This window comes from Streptomyces sp. LS-MS-L19, from assembly GCF_058382285.1.
Map to the genome: position 1 here is coordinate 7,667,198 of NZ_JBYCLL010000001.1, position 22,295 is coordinate 7,689,492.

27 protein-coding genes are annotated in these 22,295 nt (G+C 73.8%); 17 read left to right on the top strand and 10 right to left on the bottom strand.

Annotation, left to right across the window (positions count from 1 at the left end):
* Window positions 1-5: 5 nt before the first annotated feature.
* From AC2XR2_RS34190 to treY, 3 genes are all read right to left on the bottom strand, one after another.
* On the bottom strand, window positions 6-1,256 hold the full coding sequence (locus AC2XR2_RS34190; protein ID WP_491517146.1) for a M14 family zinc carboxypeptidase: 1,251 nt from the start codon (window positions 1,254-1,256) through the stop codon (window positions 6-8).
* A gap of 101 nt (window positions 1,257-1,357) precedes the next feature.
* Window positions 1,358-1,591, bottom strand: coding sequence for a hypothetical protein (locus AC2XR2_RS34195; RefSeq protein ID WP_491517147.1), 234 nt, complete (start codon window positions 1,589-1,591; stop codon window positions 1,358-1,360).
* A 212-nt stretch (window positions 1,592-1,803) separates the two neighbouring features.
* On the bottom strand, window positions 1,804-4,161 hold the full coding sequence (gene treY / locus AC2XR2_RS34200; protein WP_491517148.1) for a malto-oligosyltrehalose synthase: 2,358 nt from the start codon (window positions 4,159-4,161) through the stop codon (window positions 1,804-1,806).
* Window positions 4,162-4,592: 431 nt separating this feature from the next.
* Here treY and AC2XR2_RS34205 point away from each other — a divergent pair, with 431 nt between their 5' ends.
* From AC2XR2_RS34205 to AC2XR2_RS34225, 5 genes are all read left to right on the top strand, one after another.
* Window positions 4,593-5,375, top strand: a complete 783-nt coding sequence (locus tag AC2XR2_RS34205; RefSeq protein WP_491517149.1) for a thioesterase II family protein — start codon at window positions 4,593-4,595, stop codon at window positions 5,373-5,375.
* A 29-nt stretch (window positions 5,376-5,404) separates the two neighbouring features.
* Complete coding sequence (locus tag AC2XR2_RS34210; protein WP_491517150.1) at window positions 5,405-6,232, top strand: AfsR/SARP family transcriptional regulator; 828 nt, start codon at window positions 5,405-5,407, stop codon at window positions 6,230-6,232.
* 83 nt (window positions 6,233-6,315) lie between these two features.
* Complete coding sequence (locus AC2XR2_RS34215; RefSeq protein WP_381299236.1) at window positions 6,316-6,579, top strand: acyl carrier protein; 264 nt, start codon at window positions 6,316-6,318, stop codon at window positions 6,577-6,579.
* Complete coding sequence (locus AC2XR2_RS34220; RefSeq protein ID WP_381299237.1) at window positions 6,579-6,959, top strand: SchA/CurD-like domain-containing protein; 381 nt, start codon at window positions 6,579-6,581, stop codon at window positions 6,957-6,959. Before AC2XR2_RS34215 ends, AC2XR2_RS34220 begins: the two co-directional genes overlap by 1 nt.
* Window positions 6,960-6,963: 4 nt before the next feature.
* Window positions 6,964-7,416, top strand: coding sequence for an anthrone oxygenase family protein (locus tag AC2XR2_RS34225; RefSeq protein WP_381299238.1), 453 nt, complete (start codon window positions 6,964-6,966; stop codon window positions 7,414-7,416).
* Between the two features lie 67 nt (window positions 7,417-7,483).
* Here the strand turns inward: AC2XR2_RS34225 and AC2XR2_RS34230 are convergent, their stop codons facing one another.
* Window positions 7,484-7,867 (bottom strand): SchA/CurD-like domain-containing protein, encoded by a 384-nt coding sequence (locus tag AC2XR2_RS34230; RefSeq protein WP_381308213.1) that lies wholly within the window; start codon window positions 7,865-7,867, stop codon window positions 7,484-7,486.
* A gap of 207 nt (window positions 7,868-8,074) precedes the next feature.
* Between AC2XR2_RS34230 and AC2XR2_RS34235 the strand changes: the two genes are divergently transcribed.
* From AC2XR2_RS34235 to AC2XR2_RS34285, 11 genes are all read left to right on the top strand, one after another.
* Window positions 8,075-8,410: a TcmI family type II polyketide cyclase gene (locus AC2XR2_RS34235; protein WP_381308211.1), complete on the top strand. Its 336-nt coding sequence runs from the start codon at window positions 8,075-8,077 to the stop codon at window positions 8,408-8,410.
* Entirely contained in the window at window positions 8,407-8,865 is a 459-nt protein-coding gene (locus AC2XR2_RS34240) for a cupin domain-containing protein (RefSeq protein ID WP_381308208.1), read from the top strand. The genes AC2XR2_RS34235 and AC2XR2_RS34240 overlap by 4 nt, the downstream gene beginning before the upstream one ends.
* Entirely contained in the window at window positions 8,862-10,160 is a 1,299-nt protein-coding gene (locus AC2XR2_RS34245) for a beta-ketoacyl-[acyl-carrier-protein] synthase family protein (protein ID WP_381308205.1), read from the top strand. The genes AC2XR2_RS34240 and AC2XR2_RS34245 overlap by 4 nt, the downstream gene beginning before the upstream one ends.
* 1 nt (window position 10,161) lies before the next feature.
* Window positions 10,162-11,403 carry a ketosynthase chain-length factor gene (locus AC2XR2_RS34250; protein ID WP_491517151.1) on the top strand — a complete coding sequence of 414 codons (1,242 nt, stop codon included), beginning with the start codon at window positions 10,162-10,164 and terminating at the stop codon, window positions 11,401-11,403.
* A gap of 40 nt (window positions 11,404-11,443) precedes the next feature.
* On the top strand, window positions 11,444-11,905 hold the full coding sequence (locus AC2XR2_RS34255; protein ID WP_381308200.1) for an SRPBCC family protein: 462 nt from the start codon (window positions 11,444-11,446) through the stop codon (window positions 11,903-11,905).
* A gap of 36 nt (window positions 11,906-11,941) precedes the next feature.
* Window positions 11,942-12,403 (top strand): anthrone oxygenase family protein, encoded by a 462-nt coding sequence (locus tag AC2XR2_RS34260; RefSeq protein ID WP_381308198.1) that lies wholly within the window; start codon window positions 11,942-11,944, stop codon window positions 12,401-12,403.
* A gap of 71 nt (window positions 12,404-12,474) precedes the next feature.
* Complete coding sequence (locus AC2XR2_RS34265; RefSeq protein WP_381308195.1) at window positions 12,475-13,230, top strand: SDR family NAD(P)-dependent oxidoreductase; 756 nt, start codon at window positions 12,475-12,477, stop codon at window positions 13,228-13,230.
* A complete protein-coding gene (locus AC2XR2_RS34270; protein ID WP_381308193.1) occupies window positions 13,230-13,550 on the top strand; it encodes an antibiotic biosynthesis monooxygenase family protein in 321 nt (106 codons plus the stop codon). The genes AC2XR2_RS34265 and AC2XR2_RS34270 overlap by 1 nt, the downstream gene beginning before the upstream one ends.
* A complete protein-coding gene (locus AC2XR2_RS34275) occupies window positions 13,543-13,851 on the top strand; it encodes an antibiotic biosynthesis monooxygenase family protein (protein WP_381308190.1) in 309 nt (102 codons plus the stop codon). Before AC2XR2_RS34270 ends, AC2XR2_RS34275 begins: the two co-directional genes overlap by 8 nt.
* Window positions 13,852-13,958: 107 nt before the next feature.
* Window positions 13,959-14,825 (top strand): NAD(P)-dependent oxidoreductase, encoded by an 867-nt coding sequence (locus tag AC2XR2_RS34280; RefSeq protein WP_381308189.1) that lies wholly within the window; start codon window positions 13,959-13,961, stop codon window positions 14,823-14,825.
* A gap of 5 nt (window positions 14,826-14,830) precedes the next feature.
* A complete protein-coding gene (locus tag AC2XR2_RS34285; protein WP_381308186.1) occupies window positions 14,831-15,163 on the top strand; it encodes an antibiotic biosynthesis monooxygenase family protein in 333 nt (110 codons plus the stop codon).
* A gap of 40 nt (window positions 15,164-15,203) precedes the next feature.
* Here AC2XR2_RS34285 and AC2XR2_RS34290 read toward each other — a convergent pair whose 3' ends face one another.
* The 3 genes from AC2XR2_RS34290 to AC2XR2_RS34300 all read right to left on the bottom strand — a co-directional run bounded on the left by AC2XR2_RS34290 (window position 15,204) and on the right by AC2XR2_RS34300 (window position 17,753).
* A complete protein-coding gene (locus tag AC2XR2_RS34290) occupies window positions 15,204-15,908 on the bottom strand; it encodes an SDR family NAD(P)-dependent oxidoreductase (protein ID WP_491517152.1) in 705 nt (234 codons plus the stop codon).
* Window positions 15,905-16,639: an SDR family NAD(P)-dependent oxidoreductase gene (locus tag AC2XR2_RS34295; protein WP_381308181.1), complete on the bottom strand. Its 735-nt coding sequence runs from the start codon at window positions 16,637-16,639 to the stop codon at window positions 15,905-15,907. The genes AC2XR2_RS34290 and AC2XR2_RS34295 overlap by 4 nt, the downstream gene beginning before the upstream one ends.
* Window positions 16,640-16,736: 97 nt before the next feature.
* On the bottom strand, window positions 16,737-17,753 hold the full coding sequence (locus AC2XR2_RS34300; RefSeq protein ID WP_381308179.1) for a methyltransferase: 1,017 nt from the start codon (window positions 17,751-17,753) through the stop codon (window positions 16,737-16,739).
* Window positions 17,754-17,954: 201 nt separating this feature from the next.
* On the opposite strand from AC2XR2_RS34300, the gene AC2XR2_RS34305 reads away from it, so the two are divergent.
* Entirely contained in the window at window positions 17,955-18,812 is an 858-nt protein-coding gene (locus tag AC2XR2_RS34305) for an LLM class flavin-dependent oxidoreductase (RefSeq protein ID WP_381308176.1), read from the top strand.
* Window positions 18,813-18,891: 79 nt separating this feature from the next.
* On the opposite strand, the gene AC2XR2_RS34310 is transcribed toward AC2XR2_RS34305, so the two are convergent.
* The 3 genes from AC2XR2_RS34310 to AC2XR2_RS34320 are packed head-to-tail and all read right to left on the bottom strand — an operon-like array spanning window position 18,892 to window position 22,290.
* Entirely contained in the window at window positions 18,892-20,067 is a 1,176-nt protein-coding gene (locus AC2XR2_RS34310) for a nucleotide disphospho-sugar-binding domain-containing protein (protein WP_491517153.1), read from the bottom strand.
* Window positions 20,068-20,125: 58 nt separating this feature from the next.
* Window positions 20,126-21,151, bottom strand: a complete 1,026-nt coding sequence (locus AC2XR2_RS34315) for an LLM class flavin-dependent oxidoreductase (RefSeq protein WP_491517154.1) — start codon at window positions 21,149-21,151, stop codon at window positions 20,126-20,128.
* A 41-nt stretch (window positions 21,152-21,192) separates the two neighbouring features.
* Entirely contained in the window at window positions 21,193-22,290 is a 1,098-nt protein-coding gene (locus AC2XR2_RS34320) for a methyltransferase (RefSeq protein WP_491517155.1), read from the bottom strand.
* Window positions 22,291-22,295 lie beyond the last annotated feature (5 nt).

Sequence of the window (22,295 nt, forward strand, 5' to 3'; positions counted from 1 at the left end):
CGTCCTCAGCCGGCCCGCACACGCGCGTGCAGCGCCACCGCCACGACCGTGCGGGCCTGGTGCTCCACCTGGTGCTCCAACGGCACCCAGCGGGCCCGGAAACGCTCCGCGAAGGAGTCGCTCCAGGCCTTCACGAGCCGTTCCAGACGCGGCGCCGCACGGTCGTCGCTCTCCCGCAGGACCCGCAGCAGCATGGCCGCCGCCCGCAGCGGCAGCCGCCGGGAGAACGCGTCCACACTGCCGATGTACGCCCTGGTGTCGTCGGCGGGACGGGTGTGGATCCAGTCCGCGGCCAGCCCCGGCACGAGCTCCAGACCCCAGGTGGCCGCCCGCAGCAACGGCCCGTCGGCGCCCTCCAGACGCGGCCGCGCGTCCGCCAGCACCCGCTCCACCGCCCGCGACTCCCGCAGCAGCCGGCCCGCCAGCCGCCGCATCGCCGCCGCCGGGGCCGGATGCGGCGCCGGATCGTCCACCAGGTCGCTCGCCCACATCGGCACCTCCACGACTGCGGTCAGACCGCCGTAACGGTGCGCGTGGTACCAGGTACTGCGCCGGGCGTCGTCCGGCATGCTCGGGTACGCCGCCCCCGCGCCCGGCGCCGGCATCACATGCACCCCCGGGCCCAGGGCCGGCCAGCCCGCCGCGTCCGAGGCGCCGGTCTCCACCGGAATGTGCAGCTGCGCCGCGGACTTGGCGAACGGCTCGGCGAGACCGGGGACGTCCTTCGTCAACTGCACCCAGCTGCCGCCCAGATCGGTGCCGTGCAGGGTCACCTGGAGGTAGGGCCGCAGCTCGTCGATCACCGCGGTCAGCGCGCGGGTCTCGGGCGGCAGCCGGTCGGGCGGCAGCATCGACGGGGCCCACTCGGGCTGCTCCTCGCCGGCCGGCCGGAAGAAGCCGAGGTGGTAGTCGAACAGGCTGCGCGGGGCCGGGGTGACATGGAGACTCGCCCCGTCGGGATCCGCGCACAGCAGGAAGTGCCAGGAGGTGTCCGCCCGCAACTCCGGCTCGGCCAGCACCCGTTCCGCCACCGCCAGGGCCGCGGGGCCGCCCGCCGGTTCGTTGGCGTGGGCGCCGGCGACGACCAGAACGGCCCGTGGGGAGTGGCCGACGGACAGCAACTCAAGGGGCCTGCCCGCGCGCGAGACGCCCACCTGCCGCAGCCGGCAGACGCCGGGCCGTCTGGCGGCCAACACCCGAGCGGAGACGACAAGTTCGGGCACCGTGGGGTAGCGCAGCTCCGGCAGGAGACTCACCCCCGACCTGTCCGACCGGCCTCGCAATCCGCAGTACCCCACGCTCTGGTTGAGCTGTCAAGGACGCCGAGGGGGAGGCTCCAGGGGGCGCCCAGAGGCATTTACCGGCAGCGGGTAGAGCCGTAGGGGCCGACGGGGCCGCCCCCGCCTAAGTCCCGCCTGCGTTCCCGCCCCCGCGCCCGCATCAGCGTCCCCGCCACACCGCCGCCCCGGGCCGGACACCGGGTCATCTCGGGCGCCCGCAGCGGCAGCAGCGACACATGGGCCCCGGCCGCGGACAGCGGGTCGTCGCCCGCCACCGCGCGCCGGCCGTCCGGCACGAACCCCGGGAGCATGCGCGGGCGTGAGCCGGTCGCGAGAGCGACGCCCCGGCGTGCGATGAAGAGCGCACGCCGGACCCGTCCGCCCCAGCTGCTCTCACCCGGACCCGTCCGCCCCAGCTGCTCTCACCCGGCCCCGACCGCCCCCAGCCGCTCTCACCCGACCCCGACCGCCCGCCCCGGTCCAGACCGCCCGCCCCGGGCCCCGACCACTCACCCCGTCCCCCTCACTCCGCCCCACCCACCCGCTCCAACAACGCCACCGGCGACTCGCCGAACAGCTTCGCCAGCTGCACCTGTCCCGAGAACTCCCGCTCCGGCACCAGCACATCGCTCCACACCCCGGCCGGCAGCGGCAGCACCGTCTCCCGCCAGCCGCCCGCCTCCGCGAGCCGCAGCGACAGCCGGGTCACCGCGGTGACCACCTCCCCGGAGCGCGCGAAGGCCACGCAGTGCGCCGAAGCGGGCCCCTCGGCGGCCAGCGGCTCATAGGTCGCCGCCGCCCCGAAGGCCTCCGGCCGACGCCGCCGCAGCCGCAGCGCCGCCGCGGTGAGCGCGCCCTTGTCGCCGGAGTCCTCCGGCGGGAACCCCACGACCCGCCGGTTGTCCGGGTCCACCAGCGCCAGGTACTCGCCCTCCGTGCCCTGGTACACGTCGGGCACCCCGGGCATGGTCAGCTGGACCAGGGCCGCGCCCAGCTCGTTCGCCAGGATGTGCGGCCGCAGCCGGCTCCGCAGCTCGGCCACCCGCTCGCCCTGCGGCCCGCACGGCCCGGCCGCGACGAACGCCGCCACCGCCTCCTCGTACGCCGGCTCCTGCTCCGTCCAGCTCGTGTACAGGCCCGCCTCGCGCACATGCTTCAGCAGCGCCTCCCGCACCCGCCCGGGTTCCGCCGGGCCGAGCCCGAACACCGTCTGCCAGGCCGCCCACGCCTGCTGCGCGTCGGGAACCCCGTCACCGGCACGCGTCACCTCCGCCAGCGTGTCCGCCCACCACTCGGGGCACTCGGTGAGCACGGCCAGCGCCGCCCGCACATCGGCACTGCGCTTGGTGTCGTGCGTCGAGGTAACCGTCCCCGTCAGCGGCCAGTCCCGCTGCACGCGCGCGCAGTAGGCGTGGAAGTCCTCGACGGAGACGGCCGGGCGCCCCGGGTTCCCGCCCACCTCGGTCGCCGACAGCAGCGGCATGTACCGGTAGAACGCCGTGTCCTCCACGGACTTGGCCCGCAGCGCCGACGAGGTTTGCGCGAACCGGGTCCGGAACTCCACGTGCTCCGGCCCGTCACCGGCCCGCCCCAGCACCAGATCCCGTACGACGTCCACGGCCTCCGCCTCCTCGGGGACCACGAAGGCGAGCCGGGCCTCGGCCGCGGCCTCCTCGGTGACCACGGCGGCGGCGTCCGAGGAGGCGTAGGGCCGGTAGACCTCCATGCGCACCAGCAGCTCCTGGAGCGCGGTGCGCAGCGCCCAGGGCGCCCGGTCGCGCAGCGCGGGCTCCGGGGAGGTGGCACACACGCGTACCGCCACCCGGGTCAGCCGCTCGGTCTCGGCCGCCAGCTCGTGCGTGATCACCTTGTACGCGGCCCGCCGTACCGTCGCCGCCCAGTCGCCGCCGCGGTCCGTCTGCGGGGCCGCGAAGCGCCGGTACTGGCCGAGGAGTTCCCCGAACCCCGCGGGGTCCGTGAACAGCCCGTCGAGGTGCCTGAGGGCGTCGTAGCCGGTCGTCCCGGCCACCGGCCAGGAGGCGGGTAGGTGCTCGCCGTCCGCGAGGATCTTCTCCACGACCGTCCAGCGGCCGCCGGTCGCCTCGTGGAGCCGCAGGAGGTAGCCGTCGGGGTCGGCGAGCCCGTCCGGGTGGTCGATCCGCAGCCCGTCCACCACCCCCTCGTGCAGCAGCTGGAGGACCTTGGCGTGGGTCGCCTCGAACACCTCCGGGTCCTCCACCCGCACCCCGATCAGCTCGGAGATGCTGAAGAAGCGCCGGTAGTTGAGCTCCGTACGGGCCAGCCGCCACCAGCCGAGGCGGTACCACTGCGCGTCCAGGAGCTGCGGCAGCGGCAGCTCCCCGGTGCCCTCGCGGAGCGGGAACTCGTGGTCGTAGTAGCGCAGGACATCGCCGTCCACCGTGAGGTTGCCCAGCTCCGCGCCGACCGGCCGGCCCAGCACCGGCAGCAGCACCTGGCCGCCCTGCGCCTCCCAGTCGATGTCGAACCAGCGCGCGTACGGCGACTTCGGGCCCTCCCGCAGCACCTCCCACAGGGCGCGGTTGTGCCGCGGGGCCATCGCCATGTGGTTCGGCACGATGTCCAGCACCAGCCCGAGCCCGTGCTCCCGCGCGGTGCTCGACAGCGCCCGCAGCCCGTCCTCGCCGCCGAGTTCCCCGCGCACGCGCGCGGGGTCGACGACGTCGTAGCCGTGCGTCGAACCGGGCACGGCCTCCAGGACGGGCGACAGGTGCAGATGCGAGACGCCGAGCGAGGCCAGGTACGGCACGGCGGCCGCCGCGGCCCCGAACGGGAACTCGGGCTGCAACTGGAGCCGGTACGTGGCCGTCGGCACGGCCGGGGCGGATCGCTCAGGTGTCATGCAGAGCTAGGTACCCACCGGGCGCCCTTTCCCGACAAGGACTGGGCCACGCGGCCCCGCCGCCCGTGGGCGCCGACCGGCCGCAGCGTGCGGACACCACCCTCGACCTGCCGTGACGGCGGGGGACCGTGAGAATCTCATGGTCCTCGCGTGAGTCTTCCTCCTGCCCGATTCCTGAAGGCGTCACTGTCGGCGGGTCGCCGCGAGATGGCAAGCTCCAGACAGTCGGACACGGCATCGAACACCGTCGCGATCCGGCACCGCACCCCACGTCCGCCCCGTACCCGTCCCCTCACCCGCACGGTCGCGGCTGCTGCTCGCGGGCCGCCCGTGCCGCTCGGCCGAACGTTCACCCACGCGCCGACACCGCTCCCCGTCCCGGCCCGCCCCCGGCCGGACCGGGCGGCGCCGTCCCACGGCAGAGGACTCCTGTGAACCAGTACCTCGCGGCCCGGCCGCGCACCGGCACCTCCCTGACCCTCTACTGCTTCCACCATGCCGGAGCAGGCGCCTCCGCTTTCGCCGGCTGGACCCGCCGCGTCGGCCCCGCGTTCTCCGTCGTGCCCGTGCGGCTGCCCGGCCGGGAGAGCCGGCGCGCCGAGGCCGGCATCACCGAACCCGAGGTCCTCTTCCGGGACCTCGACGACAGCCTCGGCGAGCTGCTGGAGGAGGAACCGTACGCCTTCTACGGGCACAGCCTCGGCGCTCTGGTGGCCCATGGCTACACCGACCATCGCCTCGCGGCAGGCCGGCGGCCGCCGCGGGCGCTGCTCCTGGGCGCCTGCGCCCCACCGCACCTGCCGAACGGCCTGACCGACGACGGCGGCCCGCCCGACGACGGCGACCTGACCGATGACCGGCTGCTGGCCGCGCTGCGGGCGGCCGGCGGTCTCCCCGCCGACCTGGAGGCCCGGCCGGCCCTGCTGCGCAGCACACTGGCCACCACCCGCGACGACCTCCGGCTCTGCCGCGCCCTGCGGGAGCGCGCACGCCGTCCGGTGCCCGTCCCGGTCCGGGCCTTCGCCGGACTGCGGGACCGGGTCGTCGCCCCCGCCGCGGTCGCGGGGTGGCAACGCTGGACGACGGGCGCGTTCCGCATGCACGTCGTGCCGGGCGACCACTTCTTCGTACGAGAGCCCGCACTGCCCCGCCTCGTCGGGCAGCTGCTCGAACCACTGGCCGCGACGGCGACCGCCGCCCCGGCCACGCGCTGACCCCTCACCCATGCCAAGGAGGACTCCCTGTGGACATCGGTCTGCTCGGTCCGCTCAAGGTCGAACTCTCGGGACAACCGGTCGTACCCACGGCGAGAAAGCCACGGACCGTCCTGGCGCTGCTGGCCGCCTGTCCGAACCGACTCGTCCCGGTCGAGACCCTGATCGAGGAGGTGTGGGGAGAGCGTCCGCCCCGAAGCGTGCAGACCACCCTCCAGACCTACGTCCTGCAACTGCGCGGCCGTATCTCCGCCGCGCTCGGCGACGCGCCGCACGGCGACCTGCCGCTGGGCAACAAGAGCGTCCTGGTGACCGAACCCGGCGGCTATCTGCTGGACACCCGGGGCGGATCGGCCGACTCGCAGGAGTTCGACCGGCTCTCCCGACGCGGCCACCGCGCGATGGAGGCCGGGGACCCCGCCGCCGCGTCCCAGGCGTTCCGGCAGGCCCTCGACCTGTGGCGGGGCCCGGCCCTGGCCGACGTCCAGCGCGGCCCGCGACTGGAGGCCGAGGCCCGCTGCCTGGAGGAGTCCCGGCTGAGCATCCTCAGCCGGCGCATCGAGGCGGACCTCAGTCTCGGCCGCCACCACGAGCTGGTCGGCGAACTGTCCGGGCTCGCCGACCAGTACCCGCTGCACGAGGGCTACCACGCCCAGCTGATGCTCGCCCTGCACCGGGCCGGACGCCGCAGCACCGCGCTGGAGACCTACCAGCGGCTGCGCACCGTGCTCAACACCGAACTGGGTCTCGACCCGTCCCCCGAACTGCGGCAACTGCAGTGCGCGTTGCTCGCCTCCGACCCCGCGCTGGACCTGCCCGCCGAACCCCGGTCCCGCAGCCTGCTACGCGCCGGCTGAGCCCGCGTCCCACGACAGCGGCGCGCCGACGGACCGGCGCGCCGGAGCACCGACCCGACGACGAGCCACGAGAGGAACCCGCGATGAACGAACTCACCATGGAGGAGCTGACCGCGCTGCTGCGCGACAGTGCCGGTGACATCGAGACGGCGGATCCGGGGACGCAGGACGTCTCGGACCTGACCTTCCTGGAACTGGGCTACGACTCCCTCGCCCTGCTCCAGGTGGCCGGCCTGGTCAAGCGCGAATACGGCGTCGAACTGGCCGACGAGGACGTGACGGGCGTGGAGACCCCGAGACTGCTGCTGCGGCTGATCAACGCCGGACTGCGGACGGAGGCCGCCTGATGCCGTACGCAGCGATCACCTACCGGGTCCGGCCGGGGCACGAGGACGAGATCGCCGAGATCTTCGCCGCCTTCCAACGCGTCGACACCCCCGAGTTCGGCGCCGAGGGCGGCACCCCGTCCGGCCGGCTGCTGGGCACCGGGGTGTTCGTCAAGGACGACGTGATGGTCCGTGTCATCCACTACGAGGGGGACTTCGCCGCCGTGGGCCGGCACATGGCCGGGCAGCAGGGCGTGCACCAGCTGGAGGAGCGACTGGCGCCCTTCCTCGCCGAGCGACGGGACACCTCGACCGCGGAGGGCTTCCAGGAGTACTTCCGCAACGCCCTGATGCGGTCGGTCTCCCAGCTGACGATCGACACCCACCCCACCCGGACGTGAGCGGATGACGGTGACTCTGGGGGTCCTGGTGCTGCTCGGCAGCGGGCTCACGGCCGGGGTGCTGTTCGCGGTCGCGGTGAGCGTCCTGCCGGCCCTCCTCGCGATGCCGACCGGTATTTACGTCTACGCCCACCAACTGCTCGGCCGCAACTGGGACCCCACCATGCCGGTCATCGTCCTGACCTCGACCGCCGCGGACGCCCTGCTGGCCGTGTGGTCCACAGGCACCGCCCGGGCCCTCGCAATGTCCGCCGCCGTGCTGCTGCTGGGGGTCTCCGCGGTGTCCCACCTCGCGAACGTGCCCATCAACCGGCGCGTGAAGGCGGTCACCGACCCCCGGCGGCTGCCCGACGACTGGACCGACCCGCGCCCGCTGTGGCGGCGCTGGCACCTGCTGCGCACCTCCCTCGCCGTCATGGCCCTCGCCGTCAACGCGGCGGCGGTCGCCCTCCGGTGACGGCCCGACGCGTCCCGCGCACGGAGGCGGCCCGGAACCCCCAGGTTCCGGGCCGCCTCCGTACGCCTCAGCCCGCGGTGGGCTGCCGGTCGCGGACCGAGACCTGGGCGACGGTGCGCAGCAGACTGCGCCGGAAGGTCGCAACGAAGCCCTCCGCCGTGTCGGTCTCCCGCGGCCTGCTCAGATAGGGCTTCAGCTTCCGTTCCACCTCCTGCACGCCCGGCTGTGCCGCCATGTGACGGGCCACCGCGTCGAGATCGCCCTCGTACTCGATGACGCGGACCAGCGTGGCGTCCCGGACGAACACCGCGGTCGACAGGATCCGGCCGGCCCGCGCGCCGGTCTCGTCCCTGACCTGGTCCGACTTCACCCGGCGGAAGGTGCGGAAGATCTCGGCGAGTTCCTCCTCGAACCCCGGCTTGACGTCGTAGGTGACGGCGGCGAACGGCATGGGCCTCTCCTGTTCGGGAGCTGGACGTACGGGCATCCGCCATGCCAGCAGAGCGCGCTCGTGTCCGCCTGGAGTGTCCGGGGTGCCGCGGCCGCCGTCCGGTACGCGTCGTCGCCGTCCTGTACGCGCTTTCGAGCGGCATTCCAGCAGCCGCTGCGACGGTGCCACGGAGCCGATTTCCGGTAACCGGTTGGCAGGAGGCCAGCAGTGCATCGAACCCTCATCGTGGCGAAGTTGCGCCCGGGGCGGACCGACGACATCGCCGCCATCTTCGGCGACTCGGACGCCACCGACCTGCCCCACATGATCGGGGTCTCCCGGCGGACCCTCTTCCGCTTTCACGATCTGTACTTCCACCTCGTCGAGGCCGACCAGGACATCTCGCCCAACCTCTACCGGGCCCGCAGCCACCCCCTCTACGAGGAGGTCAACACCCGGCTCGCGGAATGTGTCCACCCCTACGACCCGGACTGGAAGGAACCCAAGGACGCCATGGCGACCCCCTTCTACGTGTGGACCGGCGACGGGGGGCGGATCCTGTGACCGCCACTCCCACGGCCGGCCGGCCCACCACGCTCACCCGCACGGTCCGGGTCACCTCCGCCGACGTCGAGGCCAACACCCGGCGGGGCGGCGACATCCGGGTGACCCTCAGCCCGAAGACCGTGGCCTGCACCTCCGGCTTCGGCGGCCGCCTCGAGCTGGCCCCCGGCGACTTCGTCAGCGAGCACTACCACCCCTACTCCGAGGAGTTCCTGCACATCGTCTCCGGGGAGCTGGAGATGACCATGGACGGCCAGCCGGTCTTCCTGGCCGCCGGGGACTCGCTGCTCGTCCCGATCGGCGTCCGGCACCGGCTGGTCAACACCGGCGACACGGTGGCGCACTGCGTCTTCCACCTCTCCCCGCTCGCGCCCCGCCCCGAACTCGGGCACGTGGACACCGAACAGGTCCAGCACCCGCGGGCCGGGGAACCCCGGGTCGGTGGGACGCCGTGACCACCGCGCACCGGGCCGGCCCGCGGCGGGCCGTGGTCACCGGCATCGGTGTGGTGGCCCCCGGCGGGGTCGGCCGTGAGGCGTTCTGGGACCTGCTCACCGCCGGCCGGACCGCCACCCGTCGGATCACCCTGTTCGACCCGGCCGCCCTGCGCTCCCAGGTGGCCGCCGAGGTGGACTTCGACCCGGTGGCCGCCGGACTGACGGCCCGGCAGATCCGACGTACGGACCGGGCCGCCCAGTTCGCCGTCGTCTGCGCGCGCGAGGCCCTCGCCGACAGCGGCCTGGACCTCGCCGCCCTGGCCCCGGAGGACATCGCCGTGGGCCTCGGCAGCGCGGTCGGCTGCACCATGGGCCTGGAGGAGGAGTACGTCGTCCTCAGCGACCACGGCAGACAGTGGCTGGTCGACCCCGCCTACGCGGTGCCGCACCTGTACGGCTACATGGTGCCCTCCACCCTCGCGGTGGAGGTGGCCCGCGAGGTCGGCGCGGAGGGACCGGTCGCCCTGGTCTCCACCGGCTGCACCTCCGGCATCGACGCTGTGGCGCACGCCGTCCAGCTGATCGAGGAAGGCAGCGCCGAAGTCGCGTTCGCCGGCGCCACCGACGCACCCGTCTCGCCGATCAGCGCGGCCTGCTTCGACGCCATCCGGGCCACGACACCGATGAACGACGACCCCGAACACGCCTCCCGCCCCTTCGACCGGGATCGCCGCGGCTTCGTCCTAGGGGAGGGCGCGGCCGTCCTGGTGCTGGAGGAGAAGACGGCGGCCGAGGCGCGCGGCGCCCATGTGTACGCGGAGATCGTCGGCAGCGCCGGGCGCAGCAACGCGTACCACATGACCGGGCTGCGGCCCGACGGCCGGGAGATGGCCGAGGCGATCCGGGTCGCCCTGGACCGGGCCCGGCTCGATCCCACCGCGGTGGACTACGTCAACGCCCACGGCTCCGGGACCAAGCAGAACGACCGTCACGAGACCGCCGCCTTCAAACGCAGCCTCGGCGACCACGCCCACCGGATCCCGGTCAGTTCCATCAAGTCGATGGTCGGCCACTCGCTCGGCGCCATCGGCTCCCTGGAGATCGCGGCCTGCGCCCTCACCCTGGACCGCCGGGTGATCCCGCCGACCGCCAACCTGCACCACCCCGACCCGGAGTGCGATCTCGACTACGTACCTCTGACCGCCCGGGAACAGGCCACCGACGTCGTGCTCACCGTGGGCAGCGGCTTCGGCGGCTTCCAGAGCGCCATGGTGCTGACCCGGCCCGGTGTCGTCGACCACGAGGGGAGCTGACATGAGCCCGCGACCGACCCCGGCTACCCGGCCCGAGGCGCCCGTCGTCACCGGACTCGGCATCACCGCCCCCACCGGCATCGGCATCGACGCCCACTGGTCCGCAGTGCTGGCCGGCAAGTCCGGCATCGGGCGCATCGAGCGCTTCGACCCCGAGCCCTACCCGGTCCGGCTGGCCGGGCAGGTGCCCGGCTTCTCGGCACAGGAGCGGGTGCCCGGGCGGTTGATCCCGCAGACCGACCACTGGACCCACCTGGCGCTGGCCGCCGCCGAGTCGGCGCTCGACGACGCGGGCGTCGACCCCGCCGGGCTGCCCGAGTACGAGATGGCGGTCGTCACCTCCAGCTCCTCCGGCGGAACGGAGTTCGGCCAGCACGAGATGGAGGCGCTCTACCAGCACGACCCGTCCTGGGTCGGCGCCTACCAGTCGATCGCCTGGTTCTACGCCGCCACCACCGGGCAGCTCTCGATCCGGCACGGCATGCGCGGCCCGTGCGGGGTGCTCTGCGCCGAGCAGGCCGGCGGCCTCGACGCCGTCGGGCAGGCCCGTCGCCTCACCCGGGGCGGGGCCCGGCTCGTCCTCACCGGGGGCACCGACGCCTCCCTGTGCCCCTACGGCCTGACCGCCCAGCTCGCCGCCGGCACGCTCTCCACCGTCCCCGACCCGGCGCGGGCCTACCTGCCCTTCGACCGCGCGGCCGCCGGACACCTGCCCGGCGAGGGCGGCGCCATCCTCGTGCTGGAGAACGCCGCCGCAGCCCGCGAACGCGGCGCCGGGCAGCCGTACGGCGCCGTCCTCGGATACGCGGCAGGCTTCGACCCGCCCCCCGGCAGCGGCCGCCCCCCGGCTCTGCGCCGCACCCTGCTGAAGGCGCTGGCGGACGCGGGCCTCGAACCCGGCGCGATCGACGTGGTCTTCGCCGACGGCGCCGCGATGCCCGCTGCCGACCGCGCCGAGGCCGAGGCGATCAGCGACGTCTTCGGTCCGCGCGGCGTCCCGGTCACCGTCCCGAAGGTGCTGGCCGGGCGGCTCTACGGAGGCGGCGGCGCCCTCGATGCCGCCACCGCCCTGCTGGCCCTGCGCGACGGCGTCGTCCCGCACACCGCCGGGGTCACCGCCCTCGCACCGGGCTGCGACATCGACCTGGTCACCGGCGAACCGCGCGCCGCCGACCTGCGGCACGCCCTCGTCCTCGCCCGCGGGCACGGCGGCTTCGTGTCCGCCCTCGTCCTCGGGCGCTGAGCACCCGTCACGGCACCCCGTACCGGAAGGAAGAACCGCAATGGCAGGCCACACCGACAACTCGATCGTCATCCAGGCACCCATGGACCTCGTCTGGGACACCACCAACGACGTGGCCGACTGGCCGAACCTGTTCAGCGAGTACGCCTCCGCCGAGATCCTGGACCGCGACGGCGACACGGTCACCTTCCGGCTCACCATGCACCCCGACGAGGACGGCAACGTCTGGTCGTGGGTCTCCCGGCGCACTCCCGACCCGGTGACCCGCACGGTCGTGGCCCACCGGGTGGAGACCGGGCCGTTCGCCTACATGAACCTCCGCTGGGAGTACACCCCGGCCGACGGGGGCGGGATCCGGATGCGCTGGATCCAGGACTTCCGCATGAAGCCCGAGGCCCCGGTCACCGACGCGGCGATGACCGAACACCTCAACCGGAGCACCGCGGTGCAGATGCGGCTGATCAAGGACAAGGTCGAGGCGGCCGCCCGCGCCGCCGTCTGACGCCGTACCACCCGAACCCACACCGCGGAGGCCCTGATGATCCCCGTGCTCGCCCCGGTGGTCGTGCTGCTGAACGGTCTCGCCGCCGGAGTCCTCCTCGGCACCCAGCTGGGCGGGTGGCCGCTGCTCGCCGCCCTGCCCCCGGACCGCTACGTGCACGCCCACGCCTTCTTCGCCACCCGCTACGACCCCGCCATGCCGATCTGCCTGCTCGGCACCGTGCTCGGCGACGGTGTCCTCGCACTCACGGCACCGCAGACGGCCGCGCGGCTGCTCTTCGGGGCGGGCGCGCTGGCGGCCGCCGTCACCGTGGCCATCTCGGTGACCAAGAACGTCCCGGTCAACAAGTGGATCAGGACCATCGACCCGGACCGGCTGCCGGCCGACTTCGCGCGGCTCGACCCCCGCCCCAGCTGGGGCCCGTGGAACCGGCGCCGCAGCGTCCTGACCATCGCGGCCTTCGCCGTGAACTGCGCCGCCCTGACCACTTTGCTGTGACGACCCTCCCCACGAGCCCGTCCGGGCTCGCACCCACCCACCGCGGGCTCCCACCAAGAAACGAGGCAACCATGGATCTCGGTCTCAGGGGCAAGAAGGCCCTGGTCACCGGCGGCACCCGAGGCGTCGGCCGGGGCATCGTGCTCGCCCTGGCACGCGCCGGAGTCGACGTCGTCACCTGCTATCGCAGCGAGAGCGAGTACGTCGCCTCCCTGGAACGGGAGCTCAAGGACATCGGTGGCGACCACCTCGTGGTCCAGGCCGACCTGACCCAGCCGGTGCGCGTCGCCCGGCTGCTGGAGCAGGTGCGCGAGGCCCACGGTGGCGTCCTGGACCTGGTCGTCAACAACGCGGGTGCCATCAGCCACATCCCGTACGAGCAGCTCTCCCTGGACGAATGGCAGCGCGTCCTGGCCACCAACCTCACCGCCGCCCACCTCGTCGTCCAGCACGCGCTGCCACTGCTGCGGGCGGGGTCCTCCGTGGTGAGCATCGGATCCAAGGCGGTGGACGCCGGCATACCACTGCGCTCGCACTACACCGCCACCAAGGCGGCGCTCGTGGGGCTGAACCGCTCCCTGGCCAAGGAGTTCGGGCCCCGGGGCATCCGCTTCAACGTGGTCGCGCTCGGCGTCGTGGAGACCGAGAACCTGCACGCGCTGCCGGAGGCGGACCGCCGCCTCATGATCGAGCGGTACAGCGCGAAGACCGCCCTCGGCCGGCTCGGCCTCCCCGAGGAGGTGGCGGGCGCGGTGCTGTGGCTGGCCGGCGACCTGTCCCGGTACGTCACCGGCTCGACCGTCAGCGTGGACGGAGGCATCTCCTGATGGGCTTCAGGGTCGTGCTCCGTATGGAGGTGCAGCAGGGCGCGGCCGCCGCGTTCGAGACGGAGTGGCTCAGCGGCACCGACGCGGTCACCGGGCACCCGGCGTGCCTCGGCCAGTGGCTGGCCCGCGACACCGCCGAGCCGCGCGTCTACTGGATCGTCAGCGACTGGGTCGACGAGGCCGGGTTCCGCTCCTTCGAGGACAGCCCCGAACACCTGCGGCACCGCGCGAAGCTCCATCCGTTCCGGTCCGGCGGTTCCTTCCACACCATGGACATCGTCGCCCGGATCGAGGGAAGGGCGGCGACCGTCCATGACTGAGGTGCGGGTGATGGTCTATCAGGCCGCCCACGACGAACGGGAACTGGCCGCCGTCCGCGCCGCCTACCACGAGGTGAGCACCCGGCTCGCGACGGTGCCCGGGCTGCTCGGCAACGAACTGCTGCGCAGCCCCCACGACCCGACGTCCCTGGTGGTGCTCAGCCGCTGGGCGGGTCGGGAGGCCTTCGACGCCTGGGAGTCCGGCGACTCGCACCGCGCGGACACCGCCCCGCTGCGCGCCTACCGGGACACCCGCAGACCCGTGCCGTTCGCGGTCTACGAAGTCGACGCCACGCACTGACCCGCACCCCCCGGTCCCCGGTCCCCGGCCCGGCTCCGCCGCCGTGCCGGGGGCCGTTCGCCCTTCCCGTTCCCCCTTCCCCTTTCACGATCCCGGGAGAGACCACTGTGAGCAGCAGGAAACCGGCATTCATCGGACTCGGCGCCATGGGCGCCGGCATGGCGCACAGCCTGCTCGACGCGGGCTTCGAGCTCACCGTCCACAACCGCACGGCGAGCAGGGCGGCTCCGCTCGCCGAGGCCGGCGCGCACGTCGCCGGCTCGGCCGCAGGGGCGGCGGCCGACCGGGACACGGTCGTGCTGAGCCTCAGCGACGAGGCCGCCGTGGACGAGGTGCTCTTCGGCCAGGTACTGCCCGTCCTGCGGCCGGGCGCCACCGTCGTCGACACCTCCACCGTCTCCCCGCGCTACGCCCGCGACAGCGCCCGGCGGCTCGGCGCCGCCGGAGTGCGCCGGGTGGAGGCCTGCGTCGTCGGCAACCCGCTCCAGGCCCGGCAGGGCGCCCTGCGTGTGTTCGCCGCGGGGGAGGAGCAGGACATCGAGGCGGTGCGCGACCTCCTGGAGGCGATCGGCACCGAGGTCGTCACCGTCGGCGCCCCCGGCACGGCGGCCACCGTCAAGCTCGTCCTCAACCTCCTGCTCGGAGCCCAGGTCGCCGCCCTGGCCGAGGCGGTCGCCTACGGCGTACGGGCCGGACTGGACCGCGACCAGCTGCTGGCCTCCGTCGCCGGGAGCGGCTTCAGCTCGGCCGTCCTGCGCTTCCGGGCCGAGCTGATGCGCAAGGACAGCTACGAACCGGCGTTCTTCCGCTCGGCGCTCATGGAGAAGGACCTGCGCCTCGCGGTCTCCGACGGGGCGGACCTCGGGGTGCCGATGCCCGTGCTGGAGAGGGTCCGGGGCCGCTTCGAGGACGTCGTGCGCGCGGGCGACGGCGACAAGGACGCCGCGGTCCTCGCCCGGCACACCGGACGGTGAGCACCATGAGCGGGCCGCGGGCCGGGGAACCGGTGCGGGTGGTGCTGCGGATGGAGATCGTTCCCGGCAGGGAGCGGGAATTCGAGGAGCTCTGGCTGGAGATCGCCCGGACGATCGGCCGCAGCCCGGCCAACAGGGGACAGGTCCTGGCCCGGGCCGGCGCGATGGCGGGCGCGAGCGTGTACTACGTGTACACGGACTGGACGGACGAGGCGAGTTTCCGGGCGTTCGAGACGAGCCCCGACCACGGGGAGAACCGGCGCCGCCTCGGCCCGCTGCGCGTGGGCGGCGAGATGACGGTGACCGCGGTCGTGCACCGCCTGCGGGGACCCGCCTGACCGGACAGAGCGCCGGACGGGTCCCCGCGGCCGCGGCCGCCTACCAGCCGATGACGGCCCCCCTCCGCAGCAACACCCCGGTGGGGCCGTCGTCGGGCAGCAGCGCCGCGTGGACCACCGCCTTGGCCGCCTCCTCGGGGCTCTGCGGCGCGTCCGGTCGCATGCGGGTCCGCACCAGACCCGGATTGACCGCGTTGACCAGCACTCCCGTGCCGACCAGCTCCGCACCGAGCGTCGCCGTCAGGGCGTTGAGGGCGGCCTTGGACACCGAGTAGCCGGCACACTGCGGGGCGATGCCGTGGGTGAACGACCCCGCCCCGCTGGAGACCATCACGATTCGGCCCCAGCCGCGCTCCACCATGCCGGGCACGAACGCCTGCGACACCCGCCAGGCCCCGAAGAGGTTCACCGCAAAGGTGTCCGCCACCGCGTCCAGCGCCACCGACGACGGCCGGGTCCCCCAGTCGAGCTGAACACCCGCGTTGTTCACGACGACGTCCACCGGACCCGCCGCCCGAGCGGCCCGGGCCACCGAGGCCGCGTCGGTGACGTCCAGCACCAGCGGGACGGCGTCCCCGCCGAGCCCCGCCGCGACCCGCGCGCCGTCCCGCTCGTCGCGCACCCCGGCCAGCACCCGGTGCCCCAGACCGTGCAGCGCCGTGGCGACCGCGAGGCCGAGACCACGTGCCGCCCCGGTCACGAGCACCGTGCGACGCACCCCGGCCACCGGCCCCGCCGCGTTCATATCCCGCCGTCCACGTCGAGGACCTGACCCGTGACGTACGACGAGGCGGCGCCCGCGAGGAACAGGATCGCGCCCGCCACCTCCGCGGGCCGGCCCAGCCGTCCCAGGGCGGTCGTCGCGGCGATCCGCGCCGCCACGGCCGGCGGCGGACCCGATCCCGGCTCACCCCCCATGACCCCGGGAGCGACCGTGTTGACCCGCACCCCGCGTGGCCCCAACTCCTTGGCCAGCGACCGCCCGAGGCCGATCAGAGCCGCCTTGGAGGCCGCGTAGTGGGCCCCGCCGGGCCGTCCCCGCAGCGCCACCGAGGCGCCCACGTTGACGACCGAGGCCCCCGCACCGAGGAGGTCCAGCACGGCCCCGGTGACCAGGTACGTGGAGGTGACGTTGTGGTCCACGACCCGGTGCCACTCGTCGGGCGTCAGCTCGTCGAAGGCCGTGTGCCCGTCCACGCCCACGTTGTTGACCAGCACGTCGAGGCCGCCCAGGGACTCCCGCATCCGATCGGCCAGCTCGGTGACCTCCTCCGCACGCGTCACATCCGCGCGCACCAGCAGGTGCCACGCTCCCAGCTCCTTCAACTCCCGCTCCAGGGCCTGCTCCCGATCCCCGCCCCGGGACACGACGGCGACGCGGGCACCGCAGCGCGCGAAGGCGAGCACCGCGGCCCGGCCGATTCCCCGGGTACCGCCGGTGACCAGCACCCGCTTGCCGGACAGTTGGTGATCCATCAGCTTCCTCCCAGAAATCCCGGGCCGCGCGACCGGGCCCGGAGCACGGCGGCGGGGCGGCGCGCACCGGAGACAGCGCGCCGCCCCCGTGGGGTGGTCAGGGCGCCTTGTGGGCGATGACGAGGGTGTCGAACTCGCCGAGCGGCAGGACCTCGGTCGAGACGAAGCCGGCCTTCTCGGCGTGCCCCAGCAGCTCCGACACCGGGTACTCGGAACCGCCGTCGGTCACCAGCAGCATGTCCAGGCTGATCACCAGGTTCTCCACGTACGCAGGCCCCTCGTCGAGCATGCGGTCGTACGCCAGCAGGTACCCCCCGGGGTTGACGGCGTCGAACGCAGTACGCACCAACTGCTCGCGCCGGTCCCGGTCCCAGTCGTGCAGGACGTGCCCCATCGTCACCACGTCCGCCGTGACGGGAACGCCGTCGTCGAAGAAGTCACCCCCGTGGAACTCCACCCGCCCGGTCAGACCGCGCTCGGCCATGTGCTCGGTGAACAGCGGCTCCATGGCGGGCAGATCGAAGACGTGGCCGGTCAGGTGGGGCTGTGCGGCCACGACGATGGAGGCGAGGTTGCCGCGCGCGCCACCGATGTCCAGCACCGAGGAACTGCGCGACCAGTCGAACGACTTGACCAGCTCCGGGCCGATCACCTGTGTCAGCGCGTCCATCATCCCCACGAACTGCCGCAGGATGCCCGGGTTGTTGGTGACCGCCTCGAAGTGGCTGCCCGACTGCTGCTCCCCGGTGCGCAGGGCCTCGGAGAGCCTGCCCCAGGCGGGGTACAGGTTGCGGTTCGAGCGCTGGAGGAACCCGCCGACGTAGTCCCTGTGGTCCGCCACCAGAAAGCGGTCCGGGCCCTCGGCGTTGCGGTAGGTGCCGTTCTCGCGCACCAGCAGCCCCAGGGCGGTGAGCAGGTCGAGGAAGTCGGCCAGACCCCGTCCGTGCAGACCGAGGTGGGCGCGCACGTCCTCCTCGGTGGCCGGGCCGTGCCGGTGCAGGTGGGTGAACAGACCGAACTCGACGGCGGTCAGCAGTGCCTTGGCGTCGCAGAACATGTTGGCCATCCGGATGATGCCGGAGGGGGTGCTGACGTCCGGGGTGGTGAGCGTCATGCGCGGACTCCTTCCAGGACGGCGTGGTCGGGCGCCACCGCCGCTGTGTCGGACAGTCGCAGGCGGCGATGGAGTACGGCTCGAAGGGCGCTCACGGCGGCCGGGCGGCGGTCCCGTGGACCTCAGGCCGTCCTCGAGGAGGACCGGCTATCCCTGGCGTAGGAGCGAAGAAGCGACCAGCCGACAGGAAGGACGTTCTCCGTGGACATCGGAGTTGGCCTGCCCACCACCGTCCCCGACGCCACCCGCGACCGGCTGCTGACCTGGGCGCGGGAGGCGGATCGGTACGGGTTCTCCACGCTCGGCGTCCTCGACCGCCTGGTGTACGACAACTACGAGTCGCTGGTGTCACTGGCCGCCGCCGCGGCCGTCACCGAGCGGATCCGGCTCGCCACCACGATCCTGATCGCCCCCTACCGCCCCGGCCCCGCCTTGCTGGCCAAGCAGCTCGCCTCCCTCGACGAACTCTCCGGCGGACGGCTCGTCGTGGGCCTGGCGGCCGGCGGACGGGACGACGACTACCGGGCCACCGGAGCGGTGTACGGGGACCGGGGGCGCCGGCTCGACGCCCTCGTCGTCGCTCTTCGGGAGACCTGGTCCGGCGGAGGCCCGGTACCGGGCATCGGCCCCCGGCCCGGGAGCGGCGGTCCGGGCCTGCTCTTCGGCGGCCACTCCCCGGCCGCGATGCGCCGGGCCGCCCGCCACGGCGAGGGTTGGATCGCGGGCGGCAGCTCAGCGGCCGGGTTCGGTGAACTGGCCCGGCGGGCGGGCGAGATCTGGACGGCCGAGGGGCGCACCGGGCGGCCGCGGACGGTGGCGCTGCTGTACGCCTGCCTCGGCCCGGACGCCCGGGCCAGGGCCGAGAGCTATCTGCGGGCCTACTACGCCTTCATCGGGCCCAAGGCGGAGATGGCCGCGCGTGCCGTGATCACCGACGAGCGGGAGCTCAAGGACACGATCGGCTCGTACGCTGCCCAGGGCTGCGACGAGTTGCTGGTCTTCCCGTGCACCGCCGATCCCGCGCAGCTCGACCTCCTGGCGCGCACCGCCCTCGGCTGATCCGGCCCGTACGCGACAGGTCCGTCTCCCGCTGGCCAGGAGACGGACCTCGACGTACGACTGTTCGCGCGGCGGACGGTCACAGGTGCCCGGCGCCTCCGCCGGCGTATCCCTCCAGTTGTTCGGCCACCTCCGCCGGGGACGGTTGGGCCGCCATCTCCGCCTGGAGCTTGCGTGCCGCCGTCCGTGCCGGACCGTCCTGCGGCAGCAGCCGCCGGGTCGACTCCAGCAAGCGCTCCGGGGTGGCCTCGTCGCGGGTCAGGACCTCGCCCGCGCCCGCCTCGGCCACCCGCCGGGCGTGCCCGGCATGGTCGGGGAGCTGTGGCACCAGGAGCAACGGCAGCCCGTGCCGCAGGGCGGTGAGGACCGTCCCGGCACCGCCGTGGGAGACGACCAGGTCGCAGCCGGGGAGCAGCCGGTCGAGAGCCGTGTCCACCACGACCTCGACCTCCTGCGGCACCACGCCGTCGAGCAGGGGCAGTTGGGCCTCGGAGACCGCCAGGACGACCTCCGTCCCGGCCGCGGCGAGCGCGGCCGCCGTCCGGGCGCCGAGGAAGCGATCAGGGCCGAGCCGGGCCATCGTGTGCCCCCAGGTGACACAGACACGCGGCCGGCCGCTGTCCTCCGCCGGCCGCGGGCCCCTCGACGATCCGTTGTAGGGCACGTGACGCATCGGCAGCCGACGGTAGTCGGTGGGCACCTGGAGACCCGTGGGGGTGGGATCCACGGTCGCCGCGCCGAAGGGGTCGAATCCGCTCGCGCCGTGCCGTGCGGCCAACGGTGCGAGGGCCTCGGTGAGCGGGACGCGGGCCCGCAGCAGCAGGTCGGTGCCGTACAGATGACGCACGGCGGGGAGACCGGCCGCCGCCGCGGCGATCGGACCGGCCATGGCGGTCGGGTCGTGGACCACGAGGTCCACCCCCGCGCCGCGGACAAGGTCCACCAGGTCGTCCGTCATCGACTCGGCGTTGTCCAGCACCATGCGCAGGGCGCGCGGACCGCCCCCGGCGGGCCGACCCGCCGGTGCGGGCGGCCCGTCCGCCGCCGACGGCAGCACATAACCGCGGACGAGCCCGACCGAGTCCACGTCCGTCCCGACGGCGGTGCCCGGCAGGCCGGTGCGCGCGATCTCGTCGAGCAGCGCGGGCTGGCTCGCCACCACCACGTCGTGGCCGCGGGCCCGGCAGGCCCAGGCGAGGGGGACCAGGGCATACAGATGCGACGGCCAGGCCCATGTGCAGAAGAGCACTCTCATGTCCCGTCCTTGATCCTTCCCGGGAGAGCGGTCGATTGGTGGGGCGGCGGACCGGGGGTCACAGTCCCGCCAGGCGTCCGGCGGCGGCGACCCCGGTCAGGGTCCGTACCCGCTCCTCGGAAGTGGCGGACAGCGGAGAGACCGCGAGTGTCGTGACGCCGGCCTTGTCGTAGGCGCGCAGCCGTTCAGCGATCCGTTCCGGCGGTCCCAGCAGGGCGATGCGGTCGACGAAGTCGAACGGCACGGCCGCCGCGGCGCCCACCGGGTCACCCGCGAGGAACCGCTCCTGGACGGCCACGGCCGCCTCGCCCAGACCGAGCCGGGCGAGATGCGCGTAGTAGAAGTTCCCGGTGCCGCGCCCCAGACTGACGAAACGCGACACGTACCGTCGCACCGGTTCGGCGGCCTCGCGCGGGTCGTCGGCCACGACGGCGGGCACCGACAGCAGGACGTCGAAGTCCGCGAGCCCGTCCCGGCCGGCCCGTCGCCGGCCCGTCTCCAGCCGGCGCACATTCTCGGCGACCCGGTCCGGCGGACAGAAGTTGCCGATCCAGCCGTCGGCCACCTCGCCCGCCAGCTCCACGTTGCGCGGCCCCACGGCGGCGAGATACACGGGCAGATCGGGACGGGCCCCGGGCACCCGCAGGGTGAACGGGGCCCAGGGCCCGCCGGGCGGAGCGAGCGTGAAGTGCTCTCCCCGGTGGCTCACCGGCCGTCCGCTCAACGTCAGCCGCACCACGTCGAGATACTCGCGGGTGCGGGCCAGCGGCCGGTCGAAGGGGACACCGTGCCAGCCTTCCGAGACCTGCGCGTTGGCCACGCCCAGGCCGAGCGTGAAGCGGCCCGCGGACACCGCGTCCAGCGTCGCCGCGGTCATCGCGGTGAGCACCGGGGTCCGGGCGGGGATCTCGAACACGCCCGAGGCGAGCCGGAGCCGGGTCGTCCGGCTCGCCGCCGCGCCCAGCGCGACCGCGGCCTCGGTGACGTACCCCTCGGCCACCAGCCCCAGCTCGTAACCGAGTTCCTCAGCCACCGGCGCCGTCCACGCCGCTTCGTCGTAGGTGAAGTACGCCCCGAGGCGCATGGTGCTCTCCGTTCGTCGTCCCGGGCGGCCGGGGGCGTGGGTCAGACGGGGCGGCACTCCAGGGCGGTCCACGGCGAGCTGTCCCGGGCGGGCACCGTGACCACCTCGAAGCCCGCGCGCCCGGCCAGCTCCCGCCACTGGGCGAGGGTGCGCTCGCCGCCGCCGTAGAGCATCAGCAGGTCCAGGTCGATGAGCTTGCTGTAGTCCCACTTGTTGGGCAGGTGGCTGACGACCTTCTCGCAGATGAAGAGCCGGCTGTCGGCGCGGTCGCCCATCGCCGTCCGGACGCGTCGCAGGACGGTGTCGGCCCGGGCGTCGTCCATCGTGTTGAGGACCGTGTTGAGGACGTAGGCGTCGCAACCGGCGGGCGCCGTGACGAAGTAGTCCCCGGCGACCAGGTCGACGCGGTCCCGCACGCCGAACTGCTCCAGCAGCGCGCCCGCGTGGTCGAGGACGGCCTGCCGCTCGAACAGCACGCCGGTGGCGTGCGGTTGCTTTCCGAGCACCTCGCCGAGGAAGTGGCCCCTGCCGCCGCCGATGTCCGCGATCCGCGAGAACCGCGAGAAGTCGGTGGTGGACAGCAGGTCGCCGGCGTTGACGACGAGGCGGCTGCGCTGGAGCATGCACCGGTCGAACAGCTCCCCGGCTTCGGGGTGTTCGTCGAAATAGTCGTACAGCGGCAGGCCGAAGGCCTGGTCGAAGGCGGGTTCACCGGTACGGACGCTGTGCATCAGGGCCGCGTAGCCGGTGGTGAAGATCTCGCCGGTGTTGAACAGGGTGAGGTCGCGGAGGCTGAACCCGTCCGAGGCGAGCGACTCGGCCTCGGGGGTCATCACATAGCGGCCGTCGGGCAGTTCGGCGAAGAGCTCGATGGACGAGGCGGCGCGCAGGACACGGGACAGGACGTCCGGACGCGTTCCGGTGGCCTCCGCCAGCTCCTCGGCGGTGCGCGGCCGCTCGCGAACGAGGTCGGCGACACCCAGTTCGGCGACGACGTTGAGGATCGCGATGATCCGCACGCCGTAGAGAAGGAACAACAGCCGGTCGAAGGCAGGCAGTTCGGCGTTGCGGGAGACCCATGCCCAGAAGCCGGAGGGGATGGGCCGGTCGGCGGGCTGGTCCGTTTCCTCGTGGTGCATCGCAG

Bases quoted from the DNA above. Each gene is read 5' to 3' on its own strand.
- AC2XR2_RS34300 (WP_381308179.1), bottom strand. From the start codon at position 17,753: ATGACGCTCACCACCCCGGACGTCAGCACCCCCTCCGGCATCATCCGG.
- AC2XR2_RS34225 (WP_381299238.1), top strand. From the start codon at position 6,964: ATGACGGTGACTCTGGGGGTCCTGGTGCTGCTCGGCAGCGGGCTCACG.
- AC2XR2_RS34230 (WP_381308213.1), bottom strand. From the start codon at position 7,867: ATGCCGTTCGCCGCCGTCACCTACGACGTCAAGCCGGGGTTCGAGGAG.
- AC2XR2_RS34315 (WP_491517154.1), bottom strand. From the start codon at position 21,151: ATGCGCCTCGGGGCGTACTTCACCTACGACGAAGCGGCGTGGACGGCG.
- AC2XR2_RS34285 (WP_381308186.1), top strand. From the start codon at position 14,831: ATGAGCGGGCCGCGGGCCGGGGAACCGGTGCGGGTGGTGCTGCGGATG.
- AC2XR2_RS34275 (WP_381308190.1), top strand. From the start codon at position 13,543: ATGACTGAGGTGCGGGTGATGGTCTATCAGGCCGCCCACGACGAACGG.
- AC2XR2_RS34265 (WP_381308195.1), top strand. From the start codon at position 12,475: ATGGATCTCGGTCTCAGGGGCAAGAAGGCCCTGGTCACCGGCGGCACC.
- AC2XR2_RS34310 (WP_491517153.1), bottom strand. From the start codon at position 20,067: ATGAGAGTGCTCTTCTGCACATGGGCCTGGCCGTCGCATCTGTATGCC.
- AC2XR2_RS34295 (WP_381308181.1), bottom strand. From the start codon at position 16,639: ATGGATCACCAACTGTCCGGCAAGCGGGTGCTGGTCACCGGCGGTACC.
- AC2XR2_RS34195 (WP_491517147.1), bottom strand. From the start codon at position 1,591: ATGCTCCCGGGGTTCGTGCCGGACGGCCGGCGCGCGGTGGCGGGCGAC.
- AC2XR2_RS34320 (WP_491517155.1), bottom strand. From the start codon at position 22,290: ATGCACCACGAGGAAACGGACCAGCCCGCCGACCGGCCCATCCCCTCC.
- AC2XR2_RS34220 (WP_381299237.1), top strand. From the start codon at position 6,579: ATGCCGTACGCAGCGATCACCTACCGGGTCCGGCCGGGGCACGAGGAC.
- AC2XR2_RS34255 (WP_381308200.1), top strand. From the start codon at position 11,444: ATGGCAGGCCACACCGACAACTCGATCGTCATCCAGGCACCCATGGAC.
- AC2XR2_RS34290 (WP_491517152.1), bottom strand. From the start codon at position 15,908: ATGAACGCGGCGGGGCCGGTGGCCGGGGTGCGTCGCACGGTGCTCGTG.
- AC2XR2_RS34270 (WP_381308193.1), top strand. From the start codon at position 13,230: ATGGGCTTCAGGGTCGTGCTCCGTATGGAGGTGCAGCAGGGCGCGGCC.
- AC2XR2_RS34260 (WP_381308198.1), top strand. From the start codon at position 11,942: ATGATCCCCGTGCTCGCCCCGGTGGTCGTGCTGCTGAACGGTCTCGCC.
- AC2XR2_RS34215 (WP_381299236.1), top strand. From the start codon at position 6,316: ATGAACGAACTCACCATGGAGGAGCTGACCGCGCTGCTGCGCGACAGT.
- treY (WP_491517148.1), bottom strand. From the start codon at position 4,161: ATGACACCTGAGCGATCCGCCCCGGCCGTGCCGACGGCCACGTACCGG.
- AC2XR2_RS34250 (WP_491517151.1), top strand. From the start codon at position 10,162: ATGAGCCCGCGACCGACCCCGGCTACCCGGCCCGAGGCGCCCGTCGTC.